19 protein-coding genes are annotated in these 23,673 nt (G+C 62.7%); 10 read left to right on the top strand and 9 right to left on the bottom strand.

The genetic code is table 11. From position 1 onward, the window contains the following. Positions 1-44: 44 nt before the first annotated feature. Positions 45-683, bottom strand: coding sequence for a LemA family protein (locus NKH16_RS10000; protein ID WP_352742853.1), 639 nt, complete (start codon positions 681-683; stop codon positions 45-47). Between the two features lie 161 nt (positions 684-844). Between NKH16_RS10000 and NKH16_RS09995 the strand changes: the two genes are divergently transcribed. The 3 genes from NKH16_RS09995 to NKH16_RS09985 all read left to right on the top strand — a co-directional run bounded on the left by NKH16_RS09995 (position 845) and on the right by NKH16_RS09985 (position 2,819). After that, complete coding sequence (locus NKH16_RS09995; RefSeq protein WP_352742851.1) at positions 845-1,096, top strand: hypothetical protein; 252 nt, start codon at positions 845-847, stop codon at positions 1,094-1,096. Between the two features lie 8 nt (positions 1,097-1,104). Further along, positions 1,105-1,989 (top strand): pyridoxal kinase PdxY, encoded by an 885-nt coding sequence (gene pdxY, locus NKH16_RS09990; RefSeq protein ID WP_352742850.1) that lies wholly within the window; start codon positions 1,105-1,107, stop codon positions 1,987-1,989. Between the two features lie 62 nt (positions 1,990-2,051). Then, positions 2,052-2,819 carry a DUF429 domain-containing protein gene (locus tag NKH16_RS09985; RefSeq protein WP_352743007.1) on the top strand — a complete coding sequence of 256 codons (768 nt, stop codon included), beginning with the start codon at positions 2,052-2,054 and terminating at the stop codon, positions 2,817-2,819. Between the two features lie 12 nt (positions 2,820-2,831). Here NKH16_RS09985 and NKH16_RS09980 read toward each other — a convergent pair whose 3' ends face one another. Beyond that, the gene (locus tag NKH16_RS09980; RefSeq protein ID WP_352742848.1) at positions 2,832-4,034 is read right to left on the bottom strand and encodes an aromatic ring-hydroxylating oxygenase subunit alpha; all 1,203 of its coding nucleotides are present in this window, start codon (positions 4,032-4,034) and stop codon (positions 2,832-2,834) included. Positions 4,035-4,449: 415 nt separating this feature from the next. On the opposite strand from NKH16_RS09980, the gene NKH16_RS09975 reads away from it, so the two are divergent. Continuing rightward, a complete protein-coding gene (locus tag NKH16_RS09975; RefSeq protein WP_352681843.1) occupies positions 4,450-4,854 on the top strand; it encodes a hypothetical protein in 405 nt (134 codons plus the stop codon). Between the two features lie 90 nt (positions 4,855-4,944). Here the strand turns inward: NKH16_RS09975 and NKH16_RS09970 are convergent, their stop codons facing one another. Both NKH16_RS09970 and NKH16_RS09965 read right to left on the bottom strand, forming a co-directional pair. After that, on the bottom strand, positions 4,945-7,032 hold the full coding sequence (locus NKH16_RS09970) for a PAS domain S-box protein (protein WP_352681844.1): 2,088 nt from the start codon (positions 7,030-7,032) through the stop codon (positions 4,945-4,947). Between the two features lie 46 nt (positions 7,033-7,078). Continuing rightward, positions 7,079-7,855, bottom strand: a complete 777-nt coding sequence (locus tag NKH16_RS09965; protein WP_352681923.1) for a response regulator — start codon at positions 7,853-7,855, stop codon at positions 7,079-7,081. 46 nt (positions 7,856-7,901) lie between these two features. Between NKH16_RS09965 and NKH16_RS09960 the strand changes: the two genes are divergently transcribed. Further along, positions 7,902-8,588, top strand: coding sequence for a response regulator transcription factor (locus NKH16_RS09960; protein ID WP_023678149.1), 687 nt, complete (start codon positions 7,902-7,904; stop codon positions 8,586-8,588). Positions 8,589-8,663: 75 nt separating this feature from the next. Here the strand turns inward: NKH16_RS09960 and NKH16_RS09955 are convergent, their stop codons facing one another. Beyond that, a complete protein-coding gene (locus NKH16_RS09955; RefSeq protein WP_352451255.1) occupies positions 8,664-8,831 on the bottom strand; it encodes a hypothetical protein in 168 nt (55 codons plus the stop codon). A 596-nt stretch (positions 8,832-9,427) separates the two neighbouring features. Between NKH16_RS09955 and NKH16_RS09950 the strand changes: the two genes are divergently transcribed. Further along, positions 9,428-9,889 carry a L,D-transpeptidase gene (locus tag NKH16_RS09950; RefSeq protein ID WP_352681846.1) on the top strand — a complete coding sequence of 154 codons (462 nt, stop codon included), beginning with the start codon at positions 9,428-9,430 and terminating at the stop codon, positions 9,887-9,889. A 71-nt stretch (positions 9,890-9,960) separates the two neighbouring features. Here NKH16_RS09950 and NKH16_RS09945 read toward each other — a convergent pair whose 3' ends face one another. Then, positions 9,961-13,044 (bottom strand): efflux RND transporter permease subunit, encoded by a 3,084-nt coding sequence (locus tag NKH16_RS09945; RefSeq protein WP_352451257.1) that lies wholly within the window; start codon positions 13,042-13,044, stop codon positions 9,961-9,963. Further along, on the bottom strand, positions 13,041-14,318 hold the full coding sequence (locus tag NKH16_RS09940) for an efflux RND transporter periplasmic adaptor subunit (RefSeq protein WP_502894784.1): 1,278 nt from the start codon (positions 14,316-14,318) through the stop codon (positions 13,041-13,043). The genes NKH16_RS09945 and NKH16_RS09940 overlap by 4 nt, the downstream gene beginning before the upstream one ends. Positions 14,319-14,467: 149 nt before the next feature. On the opposite strand from NKH16_RS09940, the gene NKH16_RS09935 reads away from it, so the two are divergent. From NKH16_RS09935 to NKH16_RS09920, 4 genes are all read left to right on the top strand, one after another. Then, on the top strand, positions 14,468-15,004 hold the full coding sequence (locus tag NKH16_RS09935; protein ID WP_352742846.1) for a TetR/AcrR family transcriptional regulator: 537 nt from the start codon (positions 14,468-14,470) through the stop codon (positions 15,002-15,004). Positions 15,005-15,195: 191 nt separating this feature from the next. Next, on the top strand, positions 15,196-15,840 hold the full coding sequence (locus NKH16_RS09930) for a carbonic anhydrase (RefSeq protein WP_352451260.1): 645 nt from the start codon (positions 15,196-15,198) through the stop codon (positions 15,838-15,840). Positions 15,841-15,853: 13 nt separating this feature from the next. Then, the gene (locus tag NKH16_RS09925) at positions 15,854-16,261 is read left to right on the top strand and encodes a nuclear transport factor 2 family protein (protein ID WP_352743005.1); all 408 of its coding nucleotides are present in this window, start codon (positions 15,854-15,856) and stop codon (positions 16,259-16,261) included. Between the two features lie 90 nt (positions 16,262-16,351). Beyond that, positions 16,352-18,406 (top strand): M3 family metallopeptidase, encoded by a 2,055-nt coding sequence (locus NKH16_RS09920; RefSeq protein ID WP_352743004.1) that lies wholly within the window; start codon positions 16,352-16,354, stop codon positions 18,404-18,406. A 383-nt stretch (positions 18,407-18,789) separates the two neighbouring features. On the opposite strand, the gene NKH16_RS09915 is transcribed toward NKH16_RS09920, so the two are convergent. Next, positions 18,790-20,127 carry an LGFP repeat-containing protein gene (locus NKH16_RS09915; RefSeq protein WP_352742844.1) on the bottom strand — a complete coding sequence of 446 codons (1,338 nt, stop codon included), beginning with the start codon at positions 20,125-20,127 and terminating at the stop codon, positions 18,790-18,792. Positions 20,128-20,351: 224 nt separating this feature from the next. Then, positions 20,352-23,564 (bottom strand): AfsR/SARP family transcriptional regulator, encoded by a 3,213-nt coding sequence (locus tag NKH16_RS09910; protein ID WP_352742842.1) that lies wholly within the window; start codon positions 23,562-23,564, stop codon positions 20,352-20,354. Positions 23,565-23,673 lie beyond the last annotated feature (109 nt).

The following is a 23,673-nucleotide window of genomic DNA, read 5'->3' as shown; positions in this document are numbered from 1 at the left end:
TACGGAGTGCAAGGCCAATAGGGACCACGCTCACCGGCTGTTCTTCACCCGCCCTGCTGCGTGCCGAAATCGACCTTCGGCGGCTGCATCTTATCCTCCTCGATGGTGAAATTCGCAAACGGCTGGTTGCCGCGGAACCACAAGGTCGCCCAGATCACCGACGGGAAGGTCCTCAGCGTCAGATTGTACTCTCTCACTGCCTGGATATAGTCGCGGCGGGCGACCGTGATCCGGTTCTCGGTGCCTTCGAGTTGTGCTTGCAGCGCCAGAAAGTTCTGGTTGGCCTTGAGATCGGGATAGTTCTCCACCACCGCCAGCAGGCGCGACAGCGCGCTGGTCAGGCCGGCCTGGCTGTCCTGGAATTTCTTGAAGGCTTCCGGATTGTTCAGCGTTTCCGGCGTCACGGTCACCTGCGTCGCCTTGGCGCGCGCTTCGACCACGGCATCGAGCGTGTCCTTCTCGTGCGCCGCGTAGCCCTTGACCGTGTTGACCAGATTGGGGATGAGATCGGCGCGGCGCTGGTAGTGATTCAACACCTCGCTCCATGCGGCCTTGGCGTTTTCCTCAGCTGTTGGAATGGTGTTGTAGCCGCAGCCGGCAAGCAGCGGCAGCATGACGGCCATAACCAGGAACGCAGCTAAATTACGGAAGATTGGCGGCGAAGAAAGGCGCTGGGCAAGCATGATAAGTCCCCTCGATAGCATTGGCAGGCGAAGCATTAGCACAATCCTTGCGTAAGAAAATGACTTCGGCCGAGAAGTGTTACTGGTTTCTGCCATTCGCCGTCGGGCCCTGTGACAGACGAGGCGAACGGGTTAAGCTCGGCATAAAACGGGACATCACCATGGCGAAACGCCACGACAGCGACGCGGAATCGCGCCGCATCATCGAACGGGTGGCGCGCGAGACCGACCCGGGGGGCACCTCGTTCCTTGCACGAACCACTAAAGGCGCGCGCGACCACGTCACCGCGGCCGATGCCGACCGGTCGGACCCGATCGAATATTGGGGCACCCGCATCGGTCGGGCAGCGGGCTTGCTTATTGCCATCGGCCTGTTGATCTGGCTCGTGTTTTTCGTCACCAGGGGCAGTTAGGAAAATCAATGAGTGCCGAAAAAACCGAGGCGCCGCGCGCGGTCATCGTCGTCTCCAGCCATGTCGCCCGTGGCTCGGTCGGCAACCGTGCCGCCGTCTTTGCGCTGGAGACGCTCGGCTTTCCGGTTTGGGCGGTACCGACCGTCATCCTGCCCTGGCATCCGGGCCATGGCCGGGCCACCCGCATCGTGCCGCCGCTGGACCAGTTCAAGGCGCTGATGGCCGACCTCGAGCGCGCGCCGTGGCTGGGCGAGGTCGGCGCCGTGCTGTCCGGCTATCTCGGCGAGGCTGGCCAGGCCGAAGCCGTCGCTTCGCTGGTCGGCGCAGTGAAGGCGAAGACGCCGGACGCCCTCTATATCTGCGATCCGGTGATGGGCGATTCGGGCGGGCTCTACGTACCTGAGCCGACCGCAATCGCCATGCGCGACCGGCTGATGCCGATCGCCGATATCGCCACGCCCAACCGCTACGAGCTGGAATGGATGGCCGGAGCGCCGCTGCCCGACTTGAAATCGGCAATGGCTGCAGCCCTGCAGGCTGGCCCACCGGCCATGCTGGTCACATCGGCGCCGGCGATGATGGCCGGCGGCACCGGCAATTTACTGCTCGCCGGCAGAGAGGCACTGCTTGCCGAACACCGGCTCATCGACAAGCCGCCGAATGGGCTCGGCGACCTAACGGCGGCCGTCTACCTGGCGCGGATCCTGTCCGGCCAGGCGGCCGCCAAGGCGCTGCAATCGACCACGGCGGCGGTCTACGAGATCCTGGCGCGGACCGCCAAGCGCGGCGGCGACGAGTTGCAGCTCGAGACCGATGCCCAGAGCCTGTCGCACCCGATGGCGATGGTGCAGCTTCGCCATCTCCTGCATCCGGAACGGGACCGCCGGGCGTGACGCAGGCCGAAGACGCCGTGCCCCAGGATGGTGCGCCCAAGGACGTTGCGCCCGACGATGTTATGCCCTGGGGTGTTGTGCTTGTCGGCGTCGACGGTTGCAAGGCCGGCTGGATAGCCGTCCGCCGCGATCCCGGTGCGGCACCGTCGACAGCCGTTTTCCCAAGCTTCGCGGCGTTGCTCGACCGACTGCCCGCCGACTCGTTGGTAGCGGTCGATATGCCAATCGGCCTGCCCGATTTCTCCCAAAGAGGCGGTCGCGGCCCGGAGGCGCTGGTGCGGCCGCTGCTTGGGGCCCGGCAGTCCAGTGTCTTTGCCACCCCCTCCCGCGCCGCGCTCTACGCGGAGATCGAAGCCTTCACCACGGTCGACGCCTGGTACGCCGCACATCGCAAGGCAAGTGAGGTAGCCAAGACGACCTCAGATCCGCCGCGCGGTGTCTCGATCCAGGCCTTCGGCATCTTCGCCAAGATCCGTGAGATCGATTCGCTGCTGATCGCGCGCCCCGAACTACGCAGCCGCGTGTTCGAATCGCATCCGGAAGTTGCCTTCTGCAAACTGAACGGCGACCGGGCGATGCGCCTGCCAAAGAAGATCAGGGGCAACATCAATCCGGCCGGCATGGCCGAACGCAAGGCGCTGCTTGCCCGGCATGGTTATAGCCAGGATTTTCTCGACCAGACGCCGCCGCGCGGCGCGGCCGCCGACGATTTCCTCGATGCCGCGGCGATGATGGTGGTTGCCGGACGCATCGTCAGAGGCGAGGCAATGCCGTTTCCGGATCCGCCGCTCGCCGATCGTTTCGGCATTCCGGTCGCCATTTGGGCCTGAGGACCGGGGGCGTCAGGAGCGTGATCTGAGCGCCTCGTTGAGTGCCCACATATCCTTCTCCTCGGGCGCGGTCTCCAATCCGAGCACGGGAACTTGCTTACGCAAATGGTCGTGGTGGGTGCGCACGCCATATTCGAGATCGGAGAGGTAAAAACCTCCGAAGGCTTCGGACAGCATGGATTCGTTGGACCATATCGAAAGCTGCACGTCCTCGGCCAGCGTGTCGCGGTCGATGCGGTAGGATAGGTAGCGGGCTGCCGCCTGTTCCCTGGTCTCGTCGCGATAGCGGTAGATGGCGCCGCGCAGCAGCGTCTCACCCGTCGACAGCGGAAATTCCTGATAGAACTGCACCGATTCCGGCATGATCGACAGCACGTTGTTCGGGAAGATGCCGTAGTAGATCCAGGCCTTGCGCAGGTGTTCCGGCAGGTGCTTCGCCTCGGGTGCGAGCTTGATGTACTGCGCGACGCTCCAGCGCCGTCCGGCATGCGGATTGTAGGTGGCGAACGAGCGCGACACGCCGTTGACGAACGGCTCGTCGAAATAGGTCGCACCGTAAAGGTCCTGCAGCGCCGGATGCGCCATGGCGACGTGGTAGCCTTCATTGTCGACATCGCGCACCGACTTCCAGTTGACCGGCGTCTTTTGGGTCCAGATGCCCCAGGACGGCACCATCTCGGCGACGCCGTAATGGGCAATCTCGGCTTCGATCGGCTTCAACAGCTCGGCCACCGATGGCTGCGGCCCACCCTTGCGGAAACGGATGAAGATGAAGCCCATCCAGATTTCGAGCTCGAGCGGCATCAGGCCGAAATCGGTCTTGTCGAGGTCGGGGAAGGAACGGGGGCGGGCAGCACCGCGCAGCGTGCCGTCGAGATTGTAGACCCAGCCATGAAAGGGGCAGACCAGCGCATTCTTGCAAGTGCCTTGGCTGTCGGCAACGACGCGACTGCCGCGGTGGCGGCACATATTGTTGAAGGCGCGCACAACGCCATCCTTGCCGCGCACGATCAGCGCCCGCTCGCCGACCACATCCATCGTGAGATAGTCGCCGGCGTTCGGCACGTCGCAGACATGGCCGGCGATCTGCCAATGGTTGCGGAAGACGTGCTCTTTCTCGAGTTCGAACAAGGCGTCGGAATGATAGCTCCAGCCCGGCAGCCCCCGCCGATCCCAATCGTTGGGGATTGCCACGTCACGCAGATGCGGGTTCATAAAAGGCTCTTCATTTATTGAATGATCGTTCAATAAAAGCATATTTTCCGTTGAAATGCAATGGCTTGGAAAAACGGGGCGAATTCTTGACGGGAAATCGAGCGGGATTCGAGAGCCCAGTCCGAACGATCGAAGCCGGGAAAATCCCGGGAATTCCAGACGTTAATCCCCTTACGCTTGTTGAGCGCCCGACGCTCTGTGGGCCTGGAAAGGCGACGTGGATCTGGTGCCGTGGGTAGCGGAAAACGAGAATGCCACCGGTGCTGCCAGCTACGCCGGATCGGTTTGCCCAGGAATGGCCGCGGGCTTGGTTTCATGCCGGTTACACAATCGTTAATCCATCACCGTTAGCCGGTTACAAGGTGCGATTAAGTTCGTTTCAACAGGGAAAAGAAGAAGACCGAAGGAAACGACGATGCGTACGAAAATCCAGATCACCGATACCGACCTTCGCCAGCAGGGTCCCCAGCGTAACGACCGACGCCCGAAGCTGGCGCTGCGCCAGCGCGCCAGTGATCATCCGATGGCGATGTTCATGCTGCTGGCGGCTGCCGCATTTGCCGGCATGGCGTTGACGCCGACCGTCGGTCCGGCCTTCGCCTCACTGAACCCGCCGGCCAACCTCATCGATGGCGCGACAACCACCACCAAGACGGCGCGCCTGCCGATGCCGGAGATCGATTTTGCCTGCAAGGGGCAGGCCTGGGGCGCCGAGAGCCTGGATTGCCTGCGTGTCATCGCTGCCCAGTCGGGCAAGGCACGACCGGTCCGCATGATCGCCAATACCGCCCCGTTGGCTGATACGCCGAACGTTTTTTGATTTTTTTGCGAGCGCCCTCCAGCACTCCAGTCAGGCTCCCGCCGCAATGTCGGCCGGGAGCCTTTTTCTTCCGGGGCGAGATCGCGGAGTCTAGCCGCCCAGAGCGGCCTGCTCGGCAATGGCCGAGAGCACGCCGCGCACATCCAGCGTGCTGAACGGTTTTTCGAGGATCGGCGGTCGCTGCTGCGCCGGCAGCGCTTCGATCTCGCCTTTCGCGCCGATCAGATCGCCGGTGACAAGCACGAAGCGCCGCGCCAGACCCGGCATTTCGGCGAGTAGCTCGCGATAGGCGGCTATGCCGCTGCTGCCGGGCATGCGCAAATCGGAAAACACGATGTCCGGCGGCACATGGCCGCTCAGCGTCGCGGCGGCCGAGATCCAGGCCGGCACGACCCGCGACTTGATGCCCATCAGCTCCAGAATATCGGACAGCGACGCGGCGACATCCGGCTCATCGTCTATGATCAGCGCGTGACGCAAGCCGCTGGACCGCGACGGAGCTTCGCCGGCGGCGGCCGCGCCGGCAGCGATCGCCGGCAGCTGCACGACAAAACGCACACCTCTCGGCGAAACCTCCTCGAACCAGATATTGCCATTGTGCCGCTCGATGATCGATTTCGAGATCGACAGGCCGATGCCGGTACCGACACCGACCGGCTTGGTGGTGAAATAGGATTCGAATATGCGTGAGCGTATCGCTTCCGGCACGCCTGGCCCGTTGTCCTCGACCGAGAATCCGGGATTGCCGCGGTCGCTGCGAAACGTCCGGACCTTGATCCTGCGGTCGCCGGCAACGCCGGCCAAGGCGTGCTGGCTGTTGATGAGGAAGTTGGCGGCCACCTGCGTCACGTGATCGGCATCGGCCATGGCCAGCAACGGGCCGCCGGCGAAATCGGTGTCGATGATGATGCCGCTCGACCGTGCACCATAGGCGGTCACTTCGAGTGCGGCGCGGATCACCTGGTTGAGGTCGGTTTCGGCTTGTGCGGCCGGGTGCAGGCGGACCATCGACAGGAAGCTCTTGACGATACGGCCGCAGCGCTCGGCAGCGGCGCGCACCTTTTCGGCGCGCACCTTGGTCTGGGGATCGGCGGCGAATTCGTGCAGCAGCGTCGACTGGGCGACAACCACGGCCAGCGGATTGTTGAGCTCGTGCGAAACGCCGGCAAGCAGCGAGCCCATTGCCGCCATCTTCTCGTTCTGGTGCAGTTTTTCGCGCTGGCGGTTGATTTCCTCCTCGGCCCGCAATCTGTCGCGCAGGTCGCGGATGGAGCCGAAGATCAGCTGGCGATCGGCGACCCGCATCTCGGTTGCCGTCAGCTCGATCGGAAAAACCTCGCCGGCGGCATTCTGGGTGACCGTTTCAAGCCGTTGGCCGACCATCGGCGCGCCGCGGCCCGACATGTATTCGGCACCCGACGCATAGCCCTTGCGGTAATATTCCGGCACGACCGTATCGAGCAGGTCCTTGCCGAGGATATCGCTGCGCCGATAGCCGAACATCTTCTCGGCGGCCGGATTGAATTCGATGATCGAGCCGGTCTCGTCGATGACGATGATGGCGTCGAGAGAGGCCTGCAGCATGGTGCGGCGAATGACGTCGCTGGCATGCGCGTCGGAGGGCGACCGTTCGATGGCATCGCCGATGGCGAGTGCCACCATGTGCAGCGCCGCCTCTTCCTGGTCGGTCCATTCGCGTTCGTGGATGCAGTCGTTGACCGCCAGCGTGCCCCACAAATTGCCGTGCGAAAAGACCGACACCGACAGGAATGACTTGATGTTCTGCTTTTCGAAATCGGTCCGCAGAAAGCCTTCGAGATCGCGTGTGTGCCCGGCGAAGATCTTGCCTTGACGCTCGTCCTCCGCCAGCCGTTCCAGCAATGGGTCCGAATCGACGACCGACTGCATGATGACGGTCGGTGACGCCAGTTCGCCGCCAAACCGGGGGGCGATCCAATAAGCGGCGACCGACTGGGCGAAGCCCTGGCCGGGCAGTTCGCGCAGGCGAAACAGGATGCCGCGGTGACAATCCATGGCTTCGCAAAGCGTTTGGAGAATACCTTCCATCTCGCGCTGCCAATCGCCGGCTTCGCGCAGCCGGCGAACCACATGCACGGCCACCATCGCCGCGCCCTGCCTGGCGCCCTGCATGTCCGCGCGTGTTGTTTCAGCCGTCATGGTCAGCCGTCATTTCCTGGCCGTGGCTTGCTCAAGCCGCCGGGCCTTAGTTGTTCTCCCCGACTGGCAGTGAGAAGATATAGCCTTCGCCGCGCACCGTGCGCAGGAATTTCGGATTGGCCGGATCCGCCTCGATCTTCTTTCTCAGCCGCATGATGCGGATGTCGACGGCGCGGGACGACTCCGGGTCCTCGACGAAACCGATCGCCTCGGAGATCGCCGCCCGCGTCAACAGCCGGTTGGCGCGCGTCAGGAACACCTCCAGCACGTCGAACTCGCTCTTGGCCATGTCGATGACCGCGCCGTTGGCGCCGGTGACGAGCCTGCCGTCGAGATCGGCGTGAAAGGGTCCGAAGCTCACGGACCGGCGGCCGGATGTTTCAGCCTTGGCCTTTTGTGGCTCCGTCGGCTCCGGAACGCGGCGCAGCACGCTGCGCACCCTGGCCAGCACTTCGCGCAATTCGTAAGGCTTGACGATGTAGTCGTCAGCGCCGAGCTCCAGTCCGACGATGCGGTCCAGCGCGGTACCGGCCGCCGTCGCATAGATGATGCCGATCGGCATTTTCGACCGCATCCAGCGGCCGAGCGACAGGCCGTCCTCGCCCGGCATGGCGATGTCGAGAATGGCCAGATGGAAGGACTGGGTTTTCAAAAGGTCGCGCGCCGCCGCCGCACTTTCGGCCGTGGCCACATCATAGCCGCTGGCGCCGAGATACTCGGCGACCGCATCCCTCAGGTCGGGCTCGTCCTCGACAATAACAATTCGTGCCCGCACGATGCTTTCGCTCCCGCTTTCAGCGGAAAGTAGATTGGGTATAAACATGATGTCCAGCACTCTTCTTGGGTTGCCGTATGCGGGGTAGAAAAACATGGCTGCACGATCCGTTATCGCGCTTGTTTCCGTCGCTGAAGTAATTGCGACCGATCTCGCCGATCATCTCGAGCGGCGCGGTCATGACGTCCGCGCGGCGCGACAGCCGTGGGAGGCCGAATCGCTGCTTTCGGAAAAGGGTATCGATGTCGTGGTTGTCGGCGACAGCGTCAGCCAGGCAGAGGGGCGCGACCTGCTCAGGCGACATGGCGGCGAAGGTGGACCGGATTTCATCCTGATCTGCCGCCCGGCCGATCTGGTCGACAAGGTTCTGGCGCTCGAACTCGGCGCCGCCGATGTCGTCGAAAGCCCGCTCAATGTCAGGGAGCTTGCCGCTCGCGTAGGCGGCCTTCTGGCTCGGCGCGGCAGGAGCGCCGGGGAACTGATCGTGCTGGAGAACGCGACGGTCGATCTCCGATCGGCCATCGTCATGCACCGCTCGGGCACGGAAGAACAGCTGTCCCCCGGGCAGGTGGCGCTGCTCAGGCTGTTCCTGGCCAGCCCGCGCAAGGTGCTGACGCGGGACGACATCATCGCCGCCGCGCCCGCCGAAAATGCCGAAGCCTTCGATCGGTCGATCGATTCGCGCATCGTGCGGCTGCGCCGCAAGCTCGATACCGAAACCATCACCACCATACGGGGTGCGGGCTACCGGTTCGATCCGCCCACGCAATTCACCGATTGAAGGCAGGACGGCCACCCTTTTGTCTTGAGCATCGATTTTCCCAAAACCGGTTTCCACTTTGGGGTCCGATGCTCTTCAGCGCACCACGAGAAGCGACGGGCCGGACAGCATGTCACTGTTCGTGCTGACCTCGCCGGCATGGGCACGTTCCTTCAGCAGCACGGTGGCGAGGCCGGCAATGCCGAGCAGGCCCTGGACATAAAGCAGGGCGGAAAGCACGGAAGCCGCGAATTTCGTTTTCATCCTGTTCGTTCCTCAAAATTGGAATTTACGGGCACTTCAGGGGAACCCCCGAAGCGCCCGCGCCGCCAGCGGAGCCCCCCGTTGCGGCGCGGGCCTTCGGTCCTCTCGGCTGCAAGTTGCCGGAGGCGCCGCGCATCCTCAACGGCCCTAAGCCGCCCCCGCCAGAGGGGCTTGAGCCGGTCGACGCGCAGGCTGGAAACTGTCCAGACCAATCCAGACCGTCGCGAAAACAGTGTTGGCTTCCGATCGTTCGTTGACCGCTGTTTTCGTTAGGTCAACTTTGCCTGTTCGCTGTATCCGGATCATGCCGCCGAGGCTGCGCTTTGTTGCAGCTCGGTTTCGGAGTCAGGTGAATTCCTATCAAACGAAAGACAATCGCGTATTCGCGCCGCGGTTTGGCCGATCCGCCTAGGCAAACACGCCACCGTCATAACGACGTCGTGCAACTGCAAGCTGCTTTGCACGGACCTTTTCTGTCAGGGGAAACAGAATCGAAACACAAACGAGCATCTAGCGAAATCGGCTTGAAACACGACGCCCCGATAAGCCGGTCATCGAATTGAGCCGGCCCCGACCGGCAGAATAGGGGAGACATCATGTACACTGCCATTTCCGCCAAGCTCATCAACATCGCCGCCGCCGTCATCACCGGTACTGCCTTGCTTTTCGGTGCCGGCAACGGCGCAGCCCACGCCGCCAACAAGATCGTCGCGCGTGTGTCGCTATCGCAGCAGACCATGGAAATCCTGGTCGACGGCCGGCCGACATTCGCCTGGAAAGTTTCGACCGGCGACAGGACGCACGTCACGCCGACCGGTTCGTTCAAGCCGACCCGCATGCATGAAATGTGGTACTCGAAGAAATACGACAACGCCCCGATGCCGCATTCGGTCTTCTTCAGCGGCGGCTACGCCGTACATGCGACAAGCGTCATCAAGCGCCTCGGCCAGCCAGCCTCGCATGGCTGCGTGCGTCTGCATCCGGACAACGCCGCCGATTTCTACCAGCTCGTCGAGGTCTTCGGCCCGGCCAACACCCGCATCGTCATCGTCAAGTGAGCGATACTGCTCTCGTCGCTCTCAAAAAAGGCCGGAAATCCGGTCTTTTTATTGTACAATGTTAGTACAATCTAATCCGGCATTACCGGCATCAGCTTCGGATCCGGCTTTTCGGCGTGATGCGGCAGGTCCTTGCTGGCGATAAAGGTGTAGAACATCGGCACCACGAACAGCGTGAACATGGTTCCGACCAGGATACCGGTGAAGATCACCAGGCCCATCGAATAGCGTGCCGCGGCACCCGCGCCGCTGGAGATGATCAGCGGCACCACGCCGAGCGCCATCGCCGCCGTCGTCATCAGGATCGGCCGCAGCCGCACCCTGGCCGAGGCGATGATCGCATCGCGCCGCCGCATGCCGTGCATTTCACGCTGCTGGTTGGCGAACTCGACCAGAAGGATGCCGTGCTTGGTGATCAGGCCAATCAGCGTGATCAAGCCGACCTGGGTGTAGATGTTGAGCGTGCCGAGCCCGACATTAAGCGGCACGATCGCGCCGAAGATCGACAGCGGCACCGCCATCATGATGATCAGCGGATCGCGGAAACTTTCGAATTGCGCCGCCAGCACCAGATAGATGACGAGCACCGCCGCCGCGAAGGCGATGATGATCGTGTAGCCCTGTTCCTTCTCCTGGCGCGATTGACCGGTGTAGTCGATGAAGAAGGTGTCGGGCAGGCTTTCCCTAGCGATGTCCTCGATGGTCCTCAGCCCGTCACCGGTGGTGACGGTGGGCAATGGCAGAGCGGAAATCGTGGCGGAGTTCAACTGGTTGAACTGCTCGATGGCGGCCGGCGACGCGTTGGTCGAGATCTTCACCACCGCCGAAAGCGGCACCATCTCGCCTGAGACGCTGCGCACGAAATACTCGCCCAGTTTTTCGGGATTGTCGCGGAATTGCTGTGGCACCTGCGGGATGATGTCGTAGCTGTTGGATTCGCGGTCGAATTGCGCCACCTCGGCACCACCGACCAGAAGCGTCAGCGTCCGGCCGATGTCGGCGATCGGCAGGTTGAGTGCCGCGGCGCGGTCGCGGTCGATCGTCACCGTCACTTGCGGCGCGTCGTAGGACATCGAATTCTCCACGGCGAGGAAGCGGCCGGAGGCCTGCGCCTTGTTCTTGATATTTTCCGCCGCCTCGTAGACTTCGGAGGCCTCGCCGGTCGAGCGCACTACCATCGTGATCGGCAGGCCACCGCCGGAGCCGGGCAGCGTCGGCGGCGCGAAGACGAAAGCCTTGACGCCCGCCACCTTGGCAAGGCGGGCAGTGATGTCTTCCTGAAGTTCCTTCGAGCTGCGCGCGCGCTCGGCCCAGTCCTTGAACGCAAAGCCGACGAAAGCGCTGTTCGTCGGGCCTTGGAACGCGACGGCGGAGAACCGCGCCCTGGTTTCGGGGATATCATTCACCAGCCCGAGAATTTGGTTCACGTAGGTCTCGGTGTAGTCCGACGTCGCATAGCGCGGCGCGTTCACGATAGACAGTAAGAAGCCCTGGTCTTCTTCCGGCGCCAGTTCGCTCGCGGTCTTGGTGAACATGAAGCCGGTCGTGGCGACCAGTGCGATGACGATCATCAGCGTCACCGGGCGATATTTCAGCGAGCCGCTGACCAGCCGCTCATAGAGGTGTTCGACGCGCCCGAACGTGTTGTCGACAATGCGCTGGAAGCGGCTGTGCGAGCCGGCCCTCAGGATGCGTGCCGACATCATCGGCGTGACGGTTAGGGCAACGACACCCGAAAGCACCACCGAGCCGGCAAGCGTCACCGCGAATTCGCGAAACAGTGCGCCTGTCAGGCCGCCGGTGAAGGCCAGCGGCGCGAACACGGCGGCCAATGTTATCGTCATGGCGACGACGGCGGACGAGATCTCGCGCATGCCGTTGAACGCCGCCTGCATCGGCGACAAGCCGTCTTCCTCCATGTGGCGGTGGATGTTTTCCACCACCACGATGGCATCGTCGACGACGAGGCCGATCGCCAGCACCATGGCCAGCAATGACAAAAGATTGATCGAATAACCCAAAGAAAACAGTAGGAAACAGACGCCGATCAACGACAGCGGAATGGTCACGATCGGCATCAGCACCGAGCGGAACGAGCCGAGGAAGAGCAGGATAACAACGATGACGATGGCGACCGCCTCGCCGATGGTCTTGAACACCTCCTCGATCGACGCACTGATCTGCTCGGTTGAATCGTAGACGATCTCCATCGTCATGCCTTGCGGCAGCGTCTCCTGGATGGTCGGCACAATCTTGTGGATTGCCGACGCCGTGGTCAGCGGATTGGCGGCCGGCGTCGGAAAGATGGCGAGAAAGATGCCGGGCTTGCCGTTGAAGGTGACCCTGGTGTCGGTGCTCGCCGCGGCGAGCTCGACGCGGGCCACGTCGCGCAGTCTCACGACATTGCCGTCTTTCGAGCGGAGCGGAAGGGCAGCGAAAGCCTCCGGCGTCTGCAGGGTCGAGCGAACCGTGATCGAGGAAGCCACATATTCGTTTTCGGTATCGCCGGGCGCCGAGAGGAAATTCGATTCGTTGATGGCGGTCAGCACTTCCGCCGCCGTCACGCCGTGCGCCGCCAGTTTGATCGGGTCGATCCAGACACGCATCGAATATTCGGCGGCGCCGAAAATCTGCACGTCGGCGACGCCTTCGACCGTCGAGATACGCGGCCGCACGACGCGCTCGATATATTCGGTGAGCTGTTCCGGCGTCATGTTCGGATTCTGCATCGAGATGTACATCATCGCGAACTGCTGGCCGGTGCCCTTGACGATCACCGGATCTTTGGTTTCGTCCGGCAGATCGCCGCGAACGCTCTGCACCTTCGACAAGACTTCGTTCAGCGCGACGTCGGGGTCGGAGCCGAGTTTCATCTGCACTGTCACGGTGCTGGATGACGGCCGGCTCGCCGATGTCACATAATCGATGTTTTCGGTCGACGCGACGGCACGCGCGATCGGCGCGGAAATGAACCCCTGGATCAGGTCGGCGCTGGCGCCGGGATAGGCCGTGGTGATGGTGATGGCCGTTTCTTCAACCTCTGGATACTGCCGGATCGAAAGGTTGAAGATGCCCTGAAAACCCAGAAGCAGGATCATGCAGGCAAGCACGGTCGAAAGGACCGGGCGGCGAATGAAGAGGTCGGAAAAGCTCATTGCTGGGCTGCCTGCTGGTTCCCTGGCTTGCTCGGATCGATCGTGTTGTCGACGGCAACGGACATGCCGTTGGAGAGCCGGTTCTGGCCGGCGGTAACGACTTCGTCGCCGGGCGCGATGCCCTCCAGAATCTCGACCAGGCCGGCGTTGCGGCGGCCTGGCTTGACGAACACCTGGGCTAGCACGAGCTGCGGCTTCTGTTCTTCCGCTGCCGGCTTGCCTTCCGCTGCCGGTTTGGCTGGGGTAGCGGCCGCCTTTTCGTCGGGTTTTGCCGCGGGTGCCTCGGCTGCGGGCTTGGCAGCATCTGCAGCCGGCTTTTCTCCCGGCTTTGCCTCGGGCGCCGCGCCGTTGGCTTCGGCGGATTTGGCCGGGCGCACCACGAAGACGAAGTCGCCGTACAGGCTGGAAGTCAGCGCCGTCTGCGGCAGCGCCAGCACGTCGTTCTCCTCGGGCAGTTCGACGCGCACCTGAACGAACTGGCCGGGCGTCAGCTTGCCTTCGGGATTGCCGACCTCCGCCCTTACCGTCACCAGCCGGCTGGTCGGGTCGATCTTCGGATCGATGCCGCGGATGCTGCCGGTGAACGGCATGTCGCCGCCGCCGACGCCCAACCGCACCGTCTGTCCGATCTTCAGCTGCGGAAGCTGCTGCTCCGGCACGGTGAAATCGACACGCATCGTATCCATGTCCTGCAAGGTCACCACAGCGGTGCCAGGTGTGAGATACTGGCCAAGGTCGATTTTCGGAATACCGACGGTACCCTTGAAGGGGGCCGTCAACTGCTTTTGGTCGAGCACCGCTTGCAGCTTGTTTACCTGCGCGGCGGAGACCGATGCTGCTGCCTGCGCCGTGTCGAGCGTAGCGTCGGTGCCGACCCCGCGCTTCTGCAGCTCAAGAGCGCGCATCAGCGTCGTCTGGTCGGATGTGGCTTGCGCTTTCGATGCCACGAGGTCGGCCCGCTCGACTTCATCGTCGAGCTGCAGCAGCACGGCGTTGGCGGCGACCTTTTGATTGGCATGGAACAGGATGTCCTTGACGATGCCCGCGGTTTCGACGGTGAGGTCGACGCCCCGTACGGCACTGACAGTGCCGATCGCCTCGATGCCGGGCGTCCAGGACATCGGTTTGACGATGACCGTCGACACGGTCGCGGCCGGCGGCTTCATGGTGGCGAAGAACTGTTTGATCGCATTGTCGCGAAACAGGTTGAAGCCGACGATGCCGCCGCACACCAGCACGAGCAGAATGAAGGCGATGATGAAGCGCTTGATCACGAACAGTCCCTCGGCCACGGCCCAGCATAACGGTCGGATGACCGGAACACATACCTGTGCCTGGTCCCAATTTCAAATGACGGCGATCTTACTGTACCGTCTGGACGGTCTTGTCAATTCCGCCTAAGCTAATGAATGGGGAACGCTTGATGAAGGCCCGCAGAGCAAATTCGCGCGAGAAGATCCTCGCCGCCGCCGCCGCCGTGGCGCGCGAGACGGGTCCTGGCAGCCTGTCGCTGGATGCGGTCGCCAGCCGTGCCGGCGTGTCGAAGGGTGGTCTTCTCTACAATTTCCCAACCAAGGCGAAATTGATGCAGGCGCTGGTGGAGGATTACCTGCGCGCCTTCGAGCAGGCGCTGGAGTCCGCCCGCACGGCCGGCGTCAACGGCGAAAGCCCGCTTGCAACTTATATCAAGCTTTCGGCCGAGCATGCCGAGGAATCGAAACCGTCGGCATCCTGGATATTTTCGGCGATTGCCGAGGATCCCGATTTCCTGACGCCGATAAAATCGTTCAGGCGGCAGCTGTTCGAGCGGCTGAAGCAGGAGACGCCGAACCTCAAGGCGCTGCTGGTCTGCTATCTCGCCATCGAAGGGCTTCGCAGCATGAACCTGTTCGGTTCGGACATTCTCTCCCCCGAAGAGCGCCGGCTGCTGATATCGACCCTGCTGGACATCGCGGAATAGTCGAACCGCCAATCTGCGGTTCTGAGGCCGATTAATGGCGGCGTTCGTTCACCCGTGTCAAAACACGGGCTGGTACGTCGAAACCACGCCATTCCGCTTTCCGAAAATCGGTTCCGATTTTCGGGCCGATGCGCTAGAGCCTTTCGGGATTGAACCGTGCCTTTAACCCGGAAAGGCTCCCACCGCTGCCCATGCCCCATCTTCCCGAGCATCTTCTCACCGGCTACCGCAGTTTCATGAGCGGCCGCTATCTCACCGAAAGCGGCCGTTATCGCTCGCTGGCGCGAGAGGGCCAGGCACCGGAAACGATGATCGTCGCCTGCTGCGATTCGCGGGCCGCGCCCGAAGCGATCTTCGATGCCGGGCCGGGCGAGCTGTTCGTGCTGCGCAATGTCGGCAATCTGGTGCCGCCCTATGCGCCAGACGATCAGTTCCACTCGACATCGGCGGCGCTCGAATTTGCGGTGCAGAGCCTCAAGGTCAAGAACATCGTGGTGATGGGCCACGGCCGCTGCGGCGGCATCCGCGCGGCACTCGACACCACGGCCGCACCCTTGTCGCCGGGCGATTTCATCGGCAAGTGGATGAGCCTGATCGCGCCCGCGGCCGAGACCGTATCGTCGAGCACCTTCATGACCGCGACCGAGCGCCAGACGGCATTGGAGCGCATCTCGATCCGCTATTCCATCGCCAATCTGCGTACCTTCCCTTGCGTCTCGATCCTCGAAGGCAAGGGGCGACTGTCGCTGCACGGTGCCTGGTTCGATATTTCGACCGGCGAGCTTTGGGTGATGAACAAGGAAACCGGCGATTTCGAGCGGCCGGAGACGGAGTAGGAGACGAGGCATGATGCGAGCTCGGTTCGCGTTCGCGGCGGCGGCACTGCTTTGCTCGGCAAATGTCGCCCGTGCCGACGATAGCGCGATCATAGACCGCTGGTATTCGGCACTGCTGATCGGCGACCGCACCGAATTGTCGGACCTGCTTGCCGACAACGTCCGCATCAAGCTCGACGACCTCGGCGTAGTGCAAAGCAAGCAGGAATTCATCGCCTCGATCGCCGAGTGGCAAGGCGCCGTCGCCGGGGCCGAAATCCGCCATCGGATCGAGAAATCGGAGGGCGGCGTCACCACTGTCATCGCCTGCTATGATTTTCCCAGCAACGACATGCTGATGCAGGAGACCTTTGCGGTCGCCAACGACCAGATCACCGCCAGTTCGCAGGCCGCGATCGCCGAAAACTGCGACAGCTACTGACGGAACCATGAACGGGACCCGCTGTTGCGCGCAACCGGCCGGCGCCTTACATCGGTGGCGATCCATCTTCTCCCGCCACTCAGCGAAAGTTTGCCCATGCCGTCCACCGTCGACCTCGCCGCCCATCCGCTGACCGCATGGCAAGGGCCGCTCGGCCTGCCCGATTTCACACGCATCGGAGACGGCGATTTTTCTCCGGTCTTCGACGCGGCCCTGAAGGCGCATGAGGCCGAGATCGGAGCGATTGCCGGCAACACCGGGACGCCGACGATCGAAAACACGCTTGCCTCGCTCGAGCTTGCCGGCGAGGTGCTCGACCGTGTCTCCTCGATCTTCTGGTGCCGCGCCGGCGCCCACACCAATGAGGCGATCCAGGCGCTGGAGCGCGACATCTCGCCGAAGATGTCGCGGCACTTCTCGGCGATTTCGATGAATGAGCGACTGTTTGCCCGCATCGACGATCTCTATCAGCGCCGCGAGGCTTTGAAGCTCGATGCCGAAACGCTGCGGGTCTTGGAAAAGACCTGGAAAAACTTCGTCCGCTCCGGCGCCAGGCTCGACGCCGAAGGCAAGAAGCGGCTGGCCTTGATCAACGAGGAATTGTCCTCGCTCGGCACCAATTTCGGCCAGAACGTGCTTGCCGACGAGCGCGACTGGGCGTTGTTCCTCGACGAGGCCGACCTTGCCGGCCTGCCGGAATTCCTGAAAAGCTCGATGGCGGAAGCCGCCGAGATGCGCGGCCAGAAGGGCCGCTACGCCGTCACTCTGTCGCGTTCGATCTACGAGCCGTTCTCGACCTTCTCAGAACGCCGCGATCTGCGCGAGACGGCGTTCCGCGCCTTCATCATGCGTGGTCAGAATGGCGGCGCCACCGACAACACGGAAGTAGTGCGCGACATGCTGCGCCTGCGCGCCGAGAAGGCGAAGCTGCTCGGCTATCCTTCCTACGCCGCATTGAAGCTCGACGATACCATGGCCAAGACGCCGGAGGCGGTGCACACGCTGCTCGATCCGGTCTGGGAAAAGGCGGTGGAAAAGGCCGCAGGCGACCAGGCCGAATTGCAGCGGCTGGCGGCCGAGGCCGGCAGCAACGAGAAATTCGCCGCCTGGGACTGGCGCTTCTATCAGGAGAAGCTGCGCGCCGAGAAATTCGCCTTCGACGAGGCCGAGCTGAAGCCGTATCTGCAGCTCGACCGCATCATCGACGCCTGTTTCGACGTGGCAACACGATTGTTCGGCATTTCTTTCGAAGAAAAGAAGGGCATTGCCACCTGGCATCCGGACGCACGTGTTTTCGTGGTGAAGAATGCCGACGGCAGCGAGCGCGGCCTGTTCCTCGCCGATTATTTCGCGCGGCCCTCGAAGCGCTCCGGCGCCTGGATGAGCGCGCTGAAATCTGGTTATAGGCTTGGCCCTGGCTCGAAGCCGGTCATCTACAACATCATGAACTTCGCCAGGCCGCCGGCCGGCGAGGCCGCCTTGCTGTCGGTCGATGAAGCCAAGACGCTGTTCCACGAATTCGGTCATGCCCTGCACGGCATGCTGACCGACGTCACTTGGCCGTCGGTCGCTGGCACCTCGGTCAGCCGCGATTTCGTCGAACTGCCTTCGCAGCTTTACGAGCACTGGCTGACGGTACCGGCGGTGCTGGAAAAACATGCGCTGCATGTCAAGACCGGCAAGCCGATGCCAAAGGCGCTGCTCGACAAAATGCTGGCGGCGCGCACCTTCGGCGCCGGTTTCGCCACGGTCGAGTTCACCGCCTCGGCGTTGGTCGACATGGCCTATCACGCCCGCCCGGATGCGCCGGACCAGCCGCTTCGTTTCGAAGCCGAAACGCTCGAAAAGCTCAATATGCCCGACACCATCGCCATGCGTCACCGCACCCCGCATTTCGGCCATATCTTTGCCGGCGATGGCTATTCTGCCGGCTATTACTCCTACATGTGGTCGGAAGTGCTTGACGCCGATGCTTTCGCCGCCTTCGAGGAAACAGGCGATCCCTTCAACCCGGCGCTGGCCGAGCGGCTGCGCAAGAATATCTACGCCGCCGGCGGCTCGAAGGACCCCGAAGAACTCTACACCGCCTTCCGCGGCAAGATGCCTTCACCGGAAGCGATGATGGCCAAGCGCGGGCTGGTGTGATGCATGCCCGCTCTTGTCACCGGTTCTCTTTCCATCCTGATTGATCTCGGCCGCCGTCATGGCGTCGGGTTACGCACCGCCTGATCCGGTTTCCGCCGGTCCCGTTCGGCCTTTTTGGCTGCGGCCGCGTCGTTGAGGTGACTGCACTTAATGCGGTCTCCATCGTTCCGGCCGAAGGAGCCGCGTTCATGGCGGTGCTACGGGCTGTGCGGGGCAGGCAACGACAGCTTGCCCGCTATGCTGATCGGCCGCTGCCGCATCTGGATCGCGCCTTGCGACGACCGCTACGGAAACTCTCAGTCGCGAAGTGGCAGCCCCGCCAATGGAAGGCGGGGCTGGTAAGTTTGATTGTCTCGGCGAAGGTTTTTGCCGAGGCGATTGGCCTAGGCAGGCACAAAGCCAAAATAGGCTTTGTAGGAAGCCCCCTCGCCGGAAATCAGGGGCGTTTCCACTTTGAACCCAATCCGGCTGAAGGTGGTATTGTTCGTACGTGCCGCGAGCAACACCATCTGCTTTGCGGAGATGGTCACTGTCGCGCTCCCGATCCTGTCATCGCCCCAATCGAAGAGATCGCTAATGGCGCCGCCGATCGATGGCATCAAGGATCCCAGGGCGGGGCCGGCTATCGCGGCAATGATAGGTCCTGCCACCGGAATGAGGCCCAAAGCCAGCGTGCCCGCCGTATGGACGCCCATGACGATCTTCTGCACCTCGTCCTTGTATTTGTTGGGGTCGCCAAAATCGTTTTCCATCAGCACCGTGCCGATATTGATGCCGTAGGGCTTGCCTCGATAGATTTCCATAAGGTCGGGTCTCGTATCTCCGGCATCGACGTCGCCATAGACCTGGCTGCGCCTGGTGTCGGCGATCTGCGGCGTTGTCACGCTGACGATGACATAGGGTTCGTCCGCACTCGATCCCTGATCCCAGTCGGTCTCGCCGAAGCAATGGAGGCCGGTATAGTGGACGACGACGTCTCGAAGGTCGATCGCGCCGGTGTCGGGCCACCAGTATATGCCGCCGTTTTCAAACAGATTGGCACGGCCACCGTCGGCAAATTCGGTCTCGTCGGTCGTTGGGTACCCCAGATATGACTGTTCCCAGCCCAAGCTTTCCCACTTCTTTCGAATGTCACCGTACACCACGTTGGCTCCTGTGTTCGGTGTCCAGTAGATCGAGCCGGCATTGGCAAAATGGTTGTAGCGCCCGACGCCGTCGGGAGTTCCGGTTTCGTCGGTGACCGGATAGCCGAGAACCGAGCGCTCCCAGCCCATTGCTGCCCATTTGCCGCGAATTGCCCCCCAAATCGCTTGAGCACCGGTGTTCGGTGTCCAGTAGATCGAAGCGGTATTGTTGTTGAAGTGATTGTATCGGCCGACGCCGTCGGGAGTTCCGGTTTCGTCGGTGCAGGGAATGCCCCACGCGAGACCGCCAAGCGCAATCCACTTCCTGTAGATTTCGCCATGGATCTCAAAGGCGTCGTGCATGGCATCGTTGTAACAAATGCATGAGCCGTTCTTGAGATACCAGGCTTTTCCAGTGTCCTTCCTGTCGATCTCGGCGAAGCCGGCGCCTCCAAGGGAGTTGTACTTTTGCTGTATGACAGCTTCGGGCGAGAGGAGCGACCAAGGCCCGATCCTGAGCTGGTCGGAAAGTCTTGTGGCTCCAGCGCGGATGGTGCCGGCACGCACTCTCGAAGTTGCTCTGGCAGTATACGGCATGACCTTTTCCTTCCTGTGAGTGTTGGTATCGGGGGCTTCAGGCCTCCGGCGATCGGTTTTGATCGACGAGCCGAGGTTCCCAGACCGCGACTTACGGACGGCTTACAGAGTTCCGAGCTGCGCCAGAGTAATTCCAGGAAAAGTGTGGAACGGTTTTCCGTCCGGAATTGCGCAAAAATAAAGAGATAGAGCGGTTCGGCGTTTCCGTGAAACGATGAACCGGTCTAGAGAAACGGGCGCACGAGCGAACGCAGCAAAGGCGAGGGCTCGTCATCGCCGGTCGAAGCGAGCGCGCGTTCATAGCGCCGGTAATCCTCGATGGCGCCGGCATGATCGTTCCTGGAGAGGCTCTCCTGGATGAGCGTGCCATGGAGTTTGGCCGATTCCGGGTAGAAATCGAGCGCACGCCGGCACGCCTGGCGTGCCCGATCCGCATTGCCTTGACTCTGCCAGTGTTTGGCGATCCGCACGGCAAGCTCCACAAACCCATCCCGCACCCGGTCGGCCGCGGCATTCGACCAGGCGGGCATCGGGGCATTCGAGAAAAGCGGGCCGACAAAGCCTTCCAGCAGCATCTCCTGCTCCTCGATTGCGCAGTCTCTTTGGCCCGACAGAACGGGTTTCAGCCGGTCTTCCCAATCCTGCAGATCGATCCAGACCTTGTCGGCAGCGAGCCGCAAACGGCCTTCTCTCAGCGTTACGAGTTCGCCTTGCCCGAGCAATTTGCGCAGACGATGCAGCGCCTGCTCCAAGGCCGCTTTGGCCTGGTCGCCGTCGAGGTCGGGCCAGAGCCAATCCTGCAGGGTTTCCACCGAACAGACCTGGTCCCTCGACAGGCAGATAATGCGCAATATGTCGAGCGCGCGGGTAGGTTTGGCACCGGGCGCGACCTCGGCACCATCGATTTCGAGGCGGAAGCCTCCCATCAAGTGGATCCTGAGCGGCCAAGGCCACTGGGCGGGTCGGCCAGCGGGCGGGACCAGATATCGCGCCCGAACGACACGGCGGCAGAGATCGACGTCGATCTTTCGCTCCAGCGCATCGGCGACAAGATCGGCCAATAGGTCCGGCAGGTTGAGCAGGATTGCGGAGGGGTTGACCTGGCGCAACGCCTCCATGAATTCAGCCAGACGACTGCCATAGGACGCGCCGCCGTTCCACTTCTGCTCCAGGGCCTGAGCGGCCAGAATGTTGAGTTCGACGCGCTGGCGAGGGCCGCCGCTCAGCCTTTCGACGATCTCCTGGAGTAGCGCAATGGCCTCCGCTGGACGCCGATCGGCCAGCAGGACCTGGTATTTGGTGACGTAATGCGGCCAGCGTTCGATCATCGGCTCATTCGCCCGCTCGATCGCATCCATGAAGGCATCGCAGTCGAGATAAGCCTTGACGAAGTCGCCGTTGCGCGTGTGCATCGCCGCGTGGCAGTCGGCGACTACAGCGACCTGGGTTGTGAACCTGCTGTCCGCGATCTCGCCCAGCCGGGAGACGAGCGCATTGAATTCCGAGAACCTGTTGTGGAGCTTCATCAGCAATTGAAGCTGATAGAGGGCGCTGAACTCGACGCCCCGCAAGGCGCGCTGCTCGCCTATCGCCGTTGCGCGTCGCAACGCATCCTCGGCCGAGGCATAGACAAAACCGCGCCGCGAATAGGGGAAGTAACGGCCGCTGGCCGAGCCAAAGGACACCAGCCACATGCCGAGCACCAGCGGCGGGATATCCGGATGTTCGAGATCGGCGGCAACGCTGTCCACGGCATTGGCAAAAATGTCGCGCTGCCCCGACGAGGTCGCGTAGTCGATGAGCGCTTCGCTTGCCAGCAGGCGCAACTCGACCGAATCCTCGATCGGCAGATGTGTCAGGCGCTGCTGGATATCATTCACGAGGCGCTTCGCGTCATGGACGTCGAATTCGCCAGGTTCGGCGAAATCGACGGCCCGCAGGATGCCGAGCCTGACCATCATGAGTTCCTCCGGATCCAACTCCGGCAATCCCCTGGCAAGAACCTGTGAGGCTCGGCGCGTCCAATCCGCCAGCCCCTCATGCGTACGCCAGCTGGCAGTCTTGACTACGACCGCCCGCGCGACCGTCAGGCATTGGCCGCGCATGTCGGTGTTCTCGAATGCTTGCCATGCCTTGGAGAAGTGCGGTTCGGCCTTCGCATCGTCCGATGCGAAGGCGACGCCCAGCCAATAATGGACCCACCCGTCCATCTGGTCGGGGGGCAGCCTGTTGCACCATTCGACGAAGCTGGCCCTGCGCCCTTGCGAGAGAACGCCGTTAGCGCACTCCAGAATGAGCTGGCGTGCCAGCGGCCAGGCGCCCGCCTGCAACGCCAGCACGATTGCCGCGTCGGTTTTGTCTGCCTCGTGCAGGACCTTTGCTGCCTGCTCGCGCAGCCTGGAACGGTCCGCTTCCGTCACGCGCCGGTCCAGTAGGCCGGCAAGGTATTCGCGCAACAAGTCATGCAGCTGGAAGGCGGCGCCGCCCGGACCGTCGCGCGTGATCAGCAGCTGGCGATGCTGCAGCCGCACCAGCAGGCGAGCAGCCTGCGGCGAGCCCAGGAACGCATCGGCAAGCTCCGTGCTGATCTCCGGCAGAACGTTGAGCCTGATAAGCAGATCCTGGTCCTCCGGCGCGATGTCGCGCAGGAAATAACGTCCGACAATCTCCCGAAGGCCGGCGCCTCCGGCAAGGCCGGTCTGCGAAAGCGGGTAGTACATTCCGGCGTTGGCCAGCAGGAGAAGGCCCACCGCCCAGCCGCGCGCCTCCGAAATGTCGCCGACCTCGGACGGCGATTGCGAGCGGGCGGTGATGAGGTTGCGAGCCTCCGCAGGCGAAAACTCCAGCAGTGTTTGGTTGAGGACCGGCAACTGTCCCGACAGCACGAGGTCGGTGACATCGCCCTCGGGCAGCATCCGCGATGTGCAGATGCAGCGGACGGTGTTGGGGCGTTCGCGCAACAGGATCGCCAGCGTCCGGCGAAAGCCTGGCGCATCGGCACGATGCAGATCGTCGAGGACCAGGATCGTGCCCGGATCAAGCCGCGAGAAATAGGTGCGGAAGAACAGCCGCGCGAAATCGTCGGAATTGTCGGCATATTCCGGACCAAACACCGGCATGCCGGCATGCCTGCCGTCGAGCGACAGCGTCAGATAGTGGAAAAGGCGCGCAACGTCCTGGTCCTCGGTGTCGACCCGATACCAGTTGTACGCCGATTCGCCCTGCTTCAGGCCGCCTTGTTCCGGCCCGCTGTGTTCCAGAAAGTCGATCACCGCGGTGGTCTTGCCGTATCCACCAGGCGCAGCCAGCCAGCATGCACCGCTGTCGAGGGCCTGCGACAGCAGCGCCACTACGCGCGGACGGCTGACAATTCCCACTGGCCGGGGTGCCGAGAGCTTTGCTATCTCGCGCGGCGCGTCCCGGAGGGATTTATCCATTGTGAGGACTCTCGCAGCGCAGTCGCCTCGCGAAAACAGGCAATCGGTTCGCCCGCAACAACAAATCGCCGGCCGGCGTTGTGCTCGCCTGACGTGCCGTGCTCGCCGG

Origin of the sequence: Mesorhizobium sp. M1307, from assembly GCF_040318155.1 — a bacterium.
Classification (GTDB): domain Bacteria; phylum Pseudomonadota; class Alphaproteobacteria; order Rhizobiales; family Rhizobiaceae; genus Mesorhizobium.
This window is presented reverse-complemented; position numbering and strand designations above follow the sequence as displayed.

Bases quoted from the DNA above. Each gene is read 5' to 3' on its own strand.
- NKH16_RS10000 (WP_352742853.1), bottom strand. From the start codon at position 683: ATGCTTGCCCAGCGCCTTTCTTCGCCGCCAATCTTCCGTAATTTAGCT.
- NKH16_RS09995 (WP_352742851.1), top strand. From the start codon at position 845: ATGGCGAAACGCCACGACAGCGACGCGGAATCGCGCCGCATCATCGAA.
- pdxY (WP_352742850.1), top strand. From the start codon at position 1,105: ATGAGTGCCGAAAAAACCGAGGCGCCGCGCGCGGTCATCGTCGTCTCC.
- NKH16_RS09985 (WP_352743007.1), top strand. From the start codon at position 2,052: ATGCCCTGGGGTGTTGTGCTTGTCGGCGTCGACGGTTGCAAGGCCGGC.
- NKH16_RS09980 (WP_352742848.1), bottom strand. From the start codon at position 4,034: ATGAACCCGCATCTGCGTGACGTGGCAATCCCCAACGATTGGGATCGG.
- NKH16_RS09975 (WP_352681843.1), top strand. From the start codon at position 4,450: ATGCGTACGAAAATCCAGATCACCGATACCGACCTTCGCCAGCAGGGT.
- NKH16_RS09970 (WP_352681844.1), bottom strand. From the start codon at position 7,032: ATGACGGCTGAAACAACACGCGCGGACATGCAGGGCGCCAGGCAGGGC.
- NKH16_RS09965 (WP_352681923.1), bottom strand. From the start codon at position 7,855: ATGTTTATACCCAATCTACTTTCCGCTGAAAGCGGGAGCGAAAGCATC.
- NKH16_RS09960 (WP_023678149.1), top strand. From the start codon at position 7,902: ATGGCTGCACGATCCGTTATCGCGCTTGTTTCCGTCGCTGAAGTAATT.
- NKH16_RS09955 (WP_352451255.1), bottom strand. From the start codon at position 8,831: ATGAAAACGAAATTCGCGGCTTCCGTGCTTTCCGCCCTGCTTTATGTC.
- NKH16_RS09950 (WP_352681846.1), top strand. From the start codon at position 9,428: ATGTACACTGCCATTTCCGCCAAGCTCATCAACATCGCCGCCGCCGTC.
- NKH16_RS09945 (WP_352451257.1), bottom strand. From the start codon at position 13,044: ATGAGCTTTTCCGACCTCTTCATTCGCCGCCCGGTCCTTTCGACCGTG.
- NKH16_RS09935 (WP_352742846.1), top strand. From the start codon at position 14,468: ATGAAGGCCCGCAGAGCAAATTCGCGCGAGAAGATCCTCGCCGCCGCC.
- NKH16_RS09930 (WP_352451260.1), top strand. From the start codon at position 15,196: ATGCCCCATCTTCCCGAGCATCTTCTCACCGGCTACCGCAGTTTCATG.
- NKH16_RS09925 (WP_352743005.1), top strand. From the start codon at position 15,854: ATGCGAGCTCGGTTCGCGTTCGCGGCGGCGGCACTGCTTTGCTCGGCA.
- NKH16_RS09915 (WP_352742844.1), bottom strand. From the start codon at position 20,127: ATGCCGTATACTGCCAGAGCAACTTCGAGAGTGCGTGCCGGCACCATC.
- NKH16_RS09910 (WP_352742842.1), bottom strand. From the start codon at position 23,564: ATGGATAAATCCCTCCGGGACGCGCCGCGCGAGATAGCAAAGCTCTCG.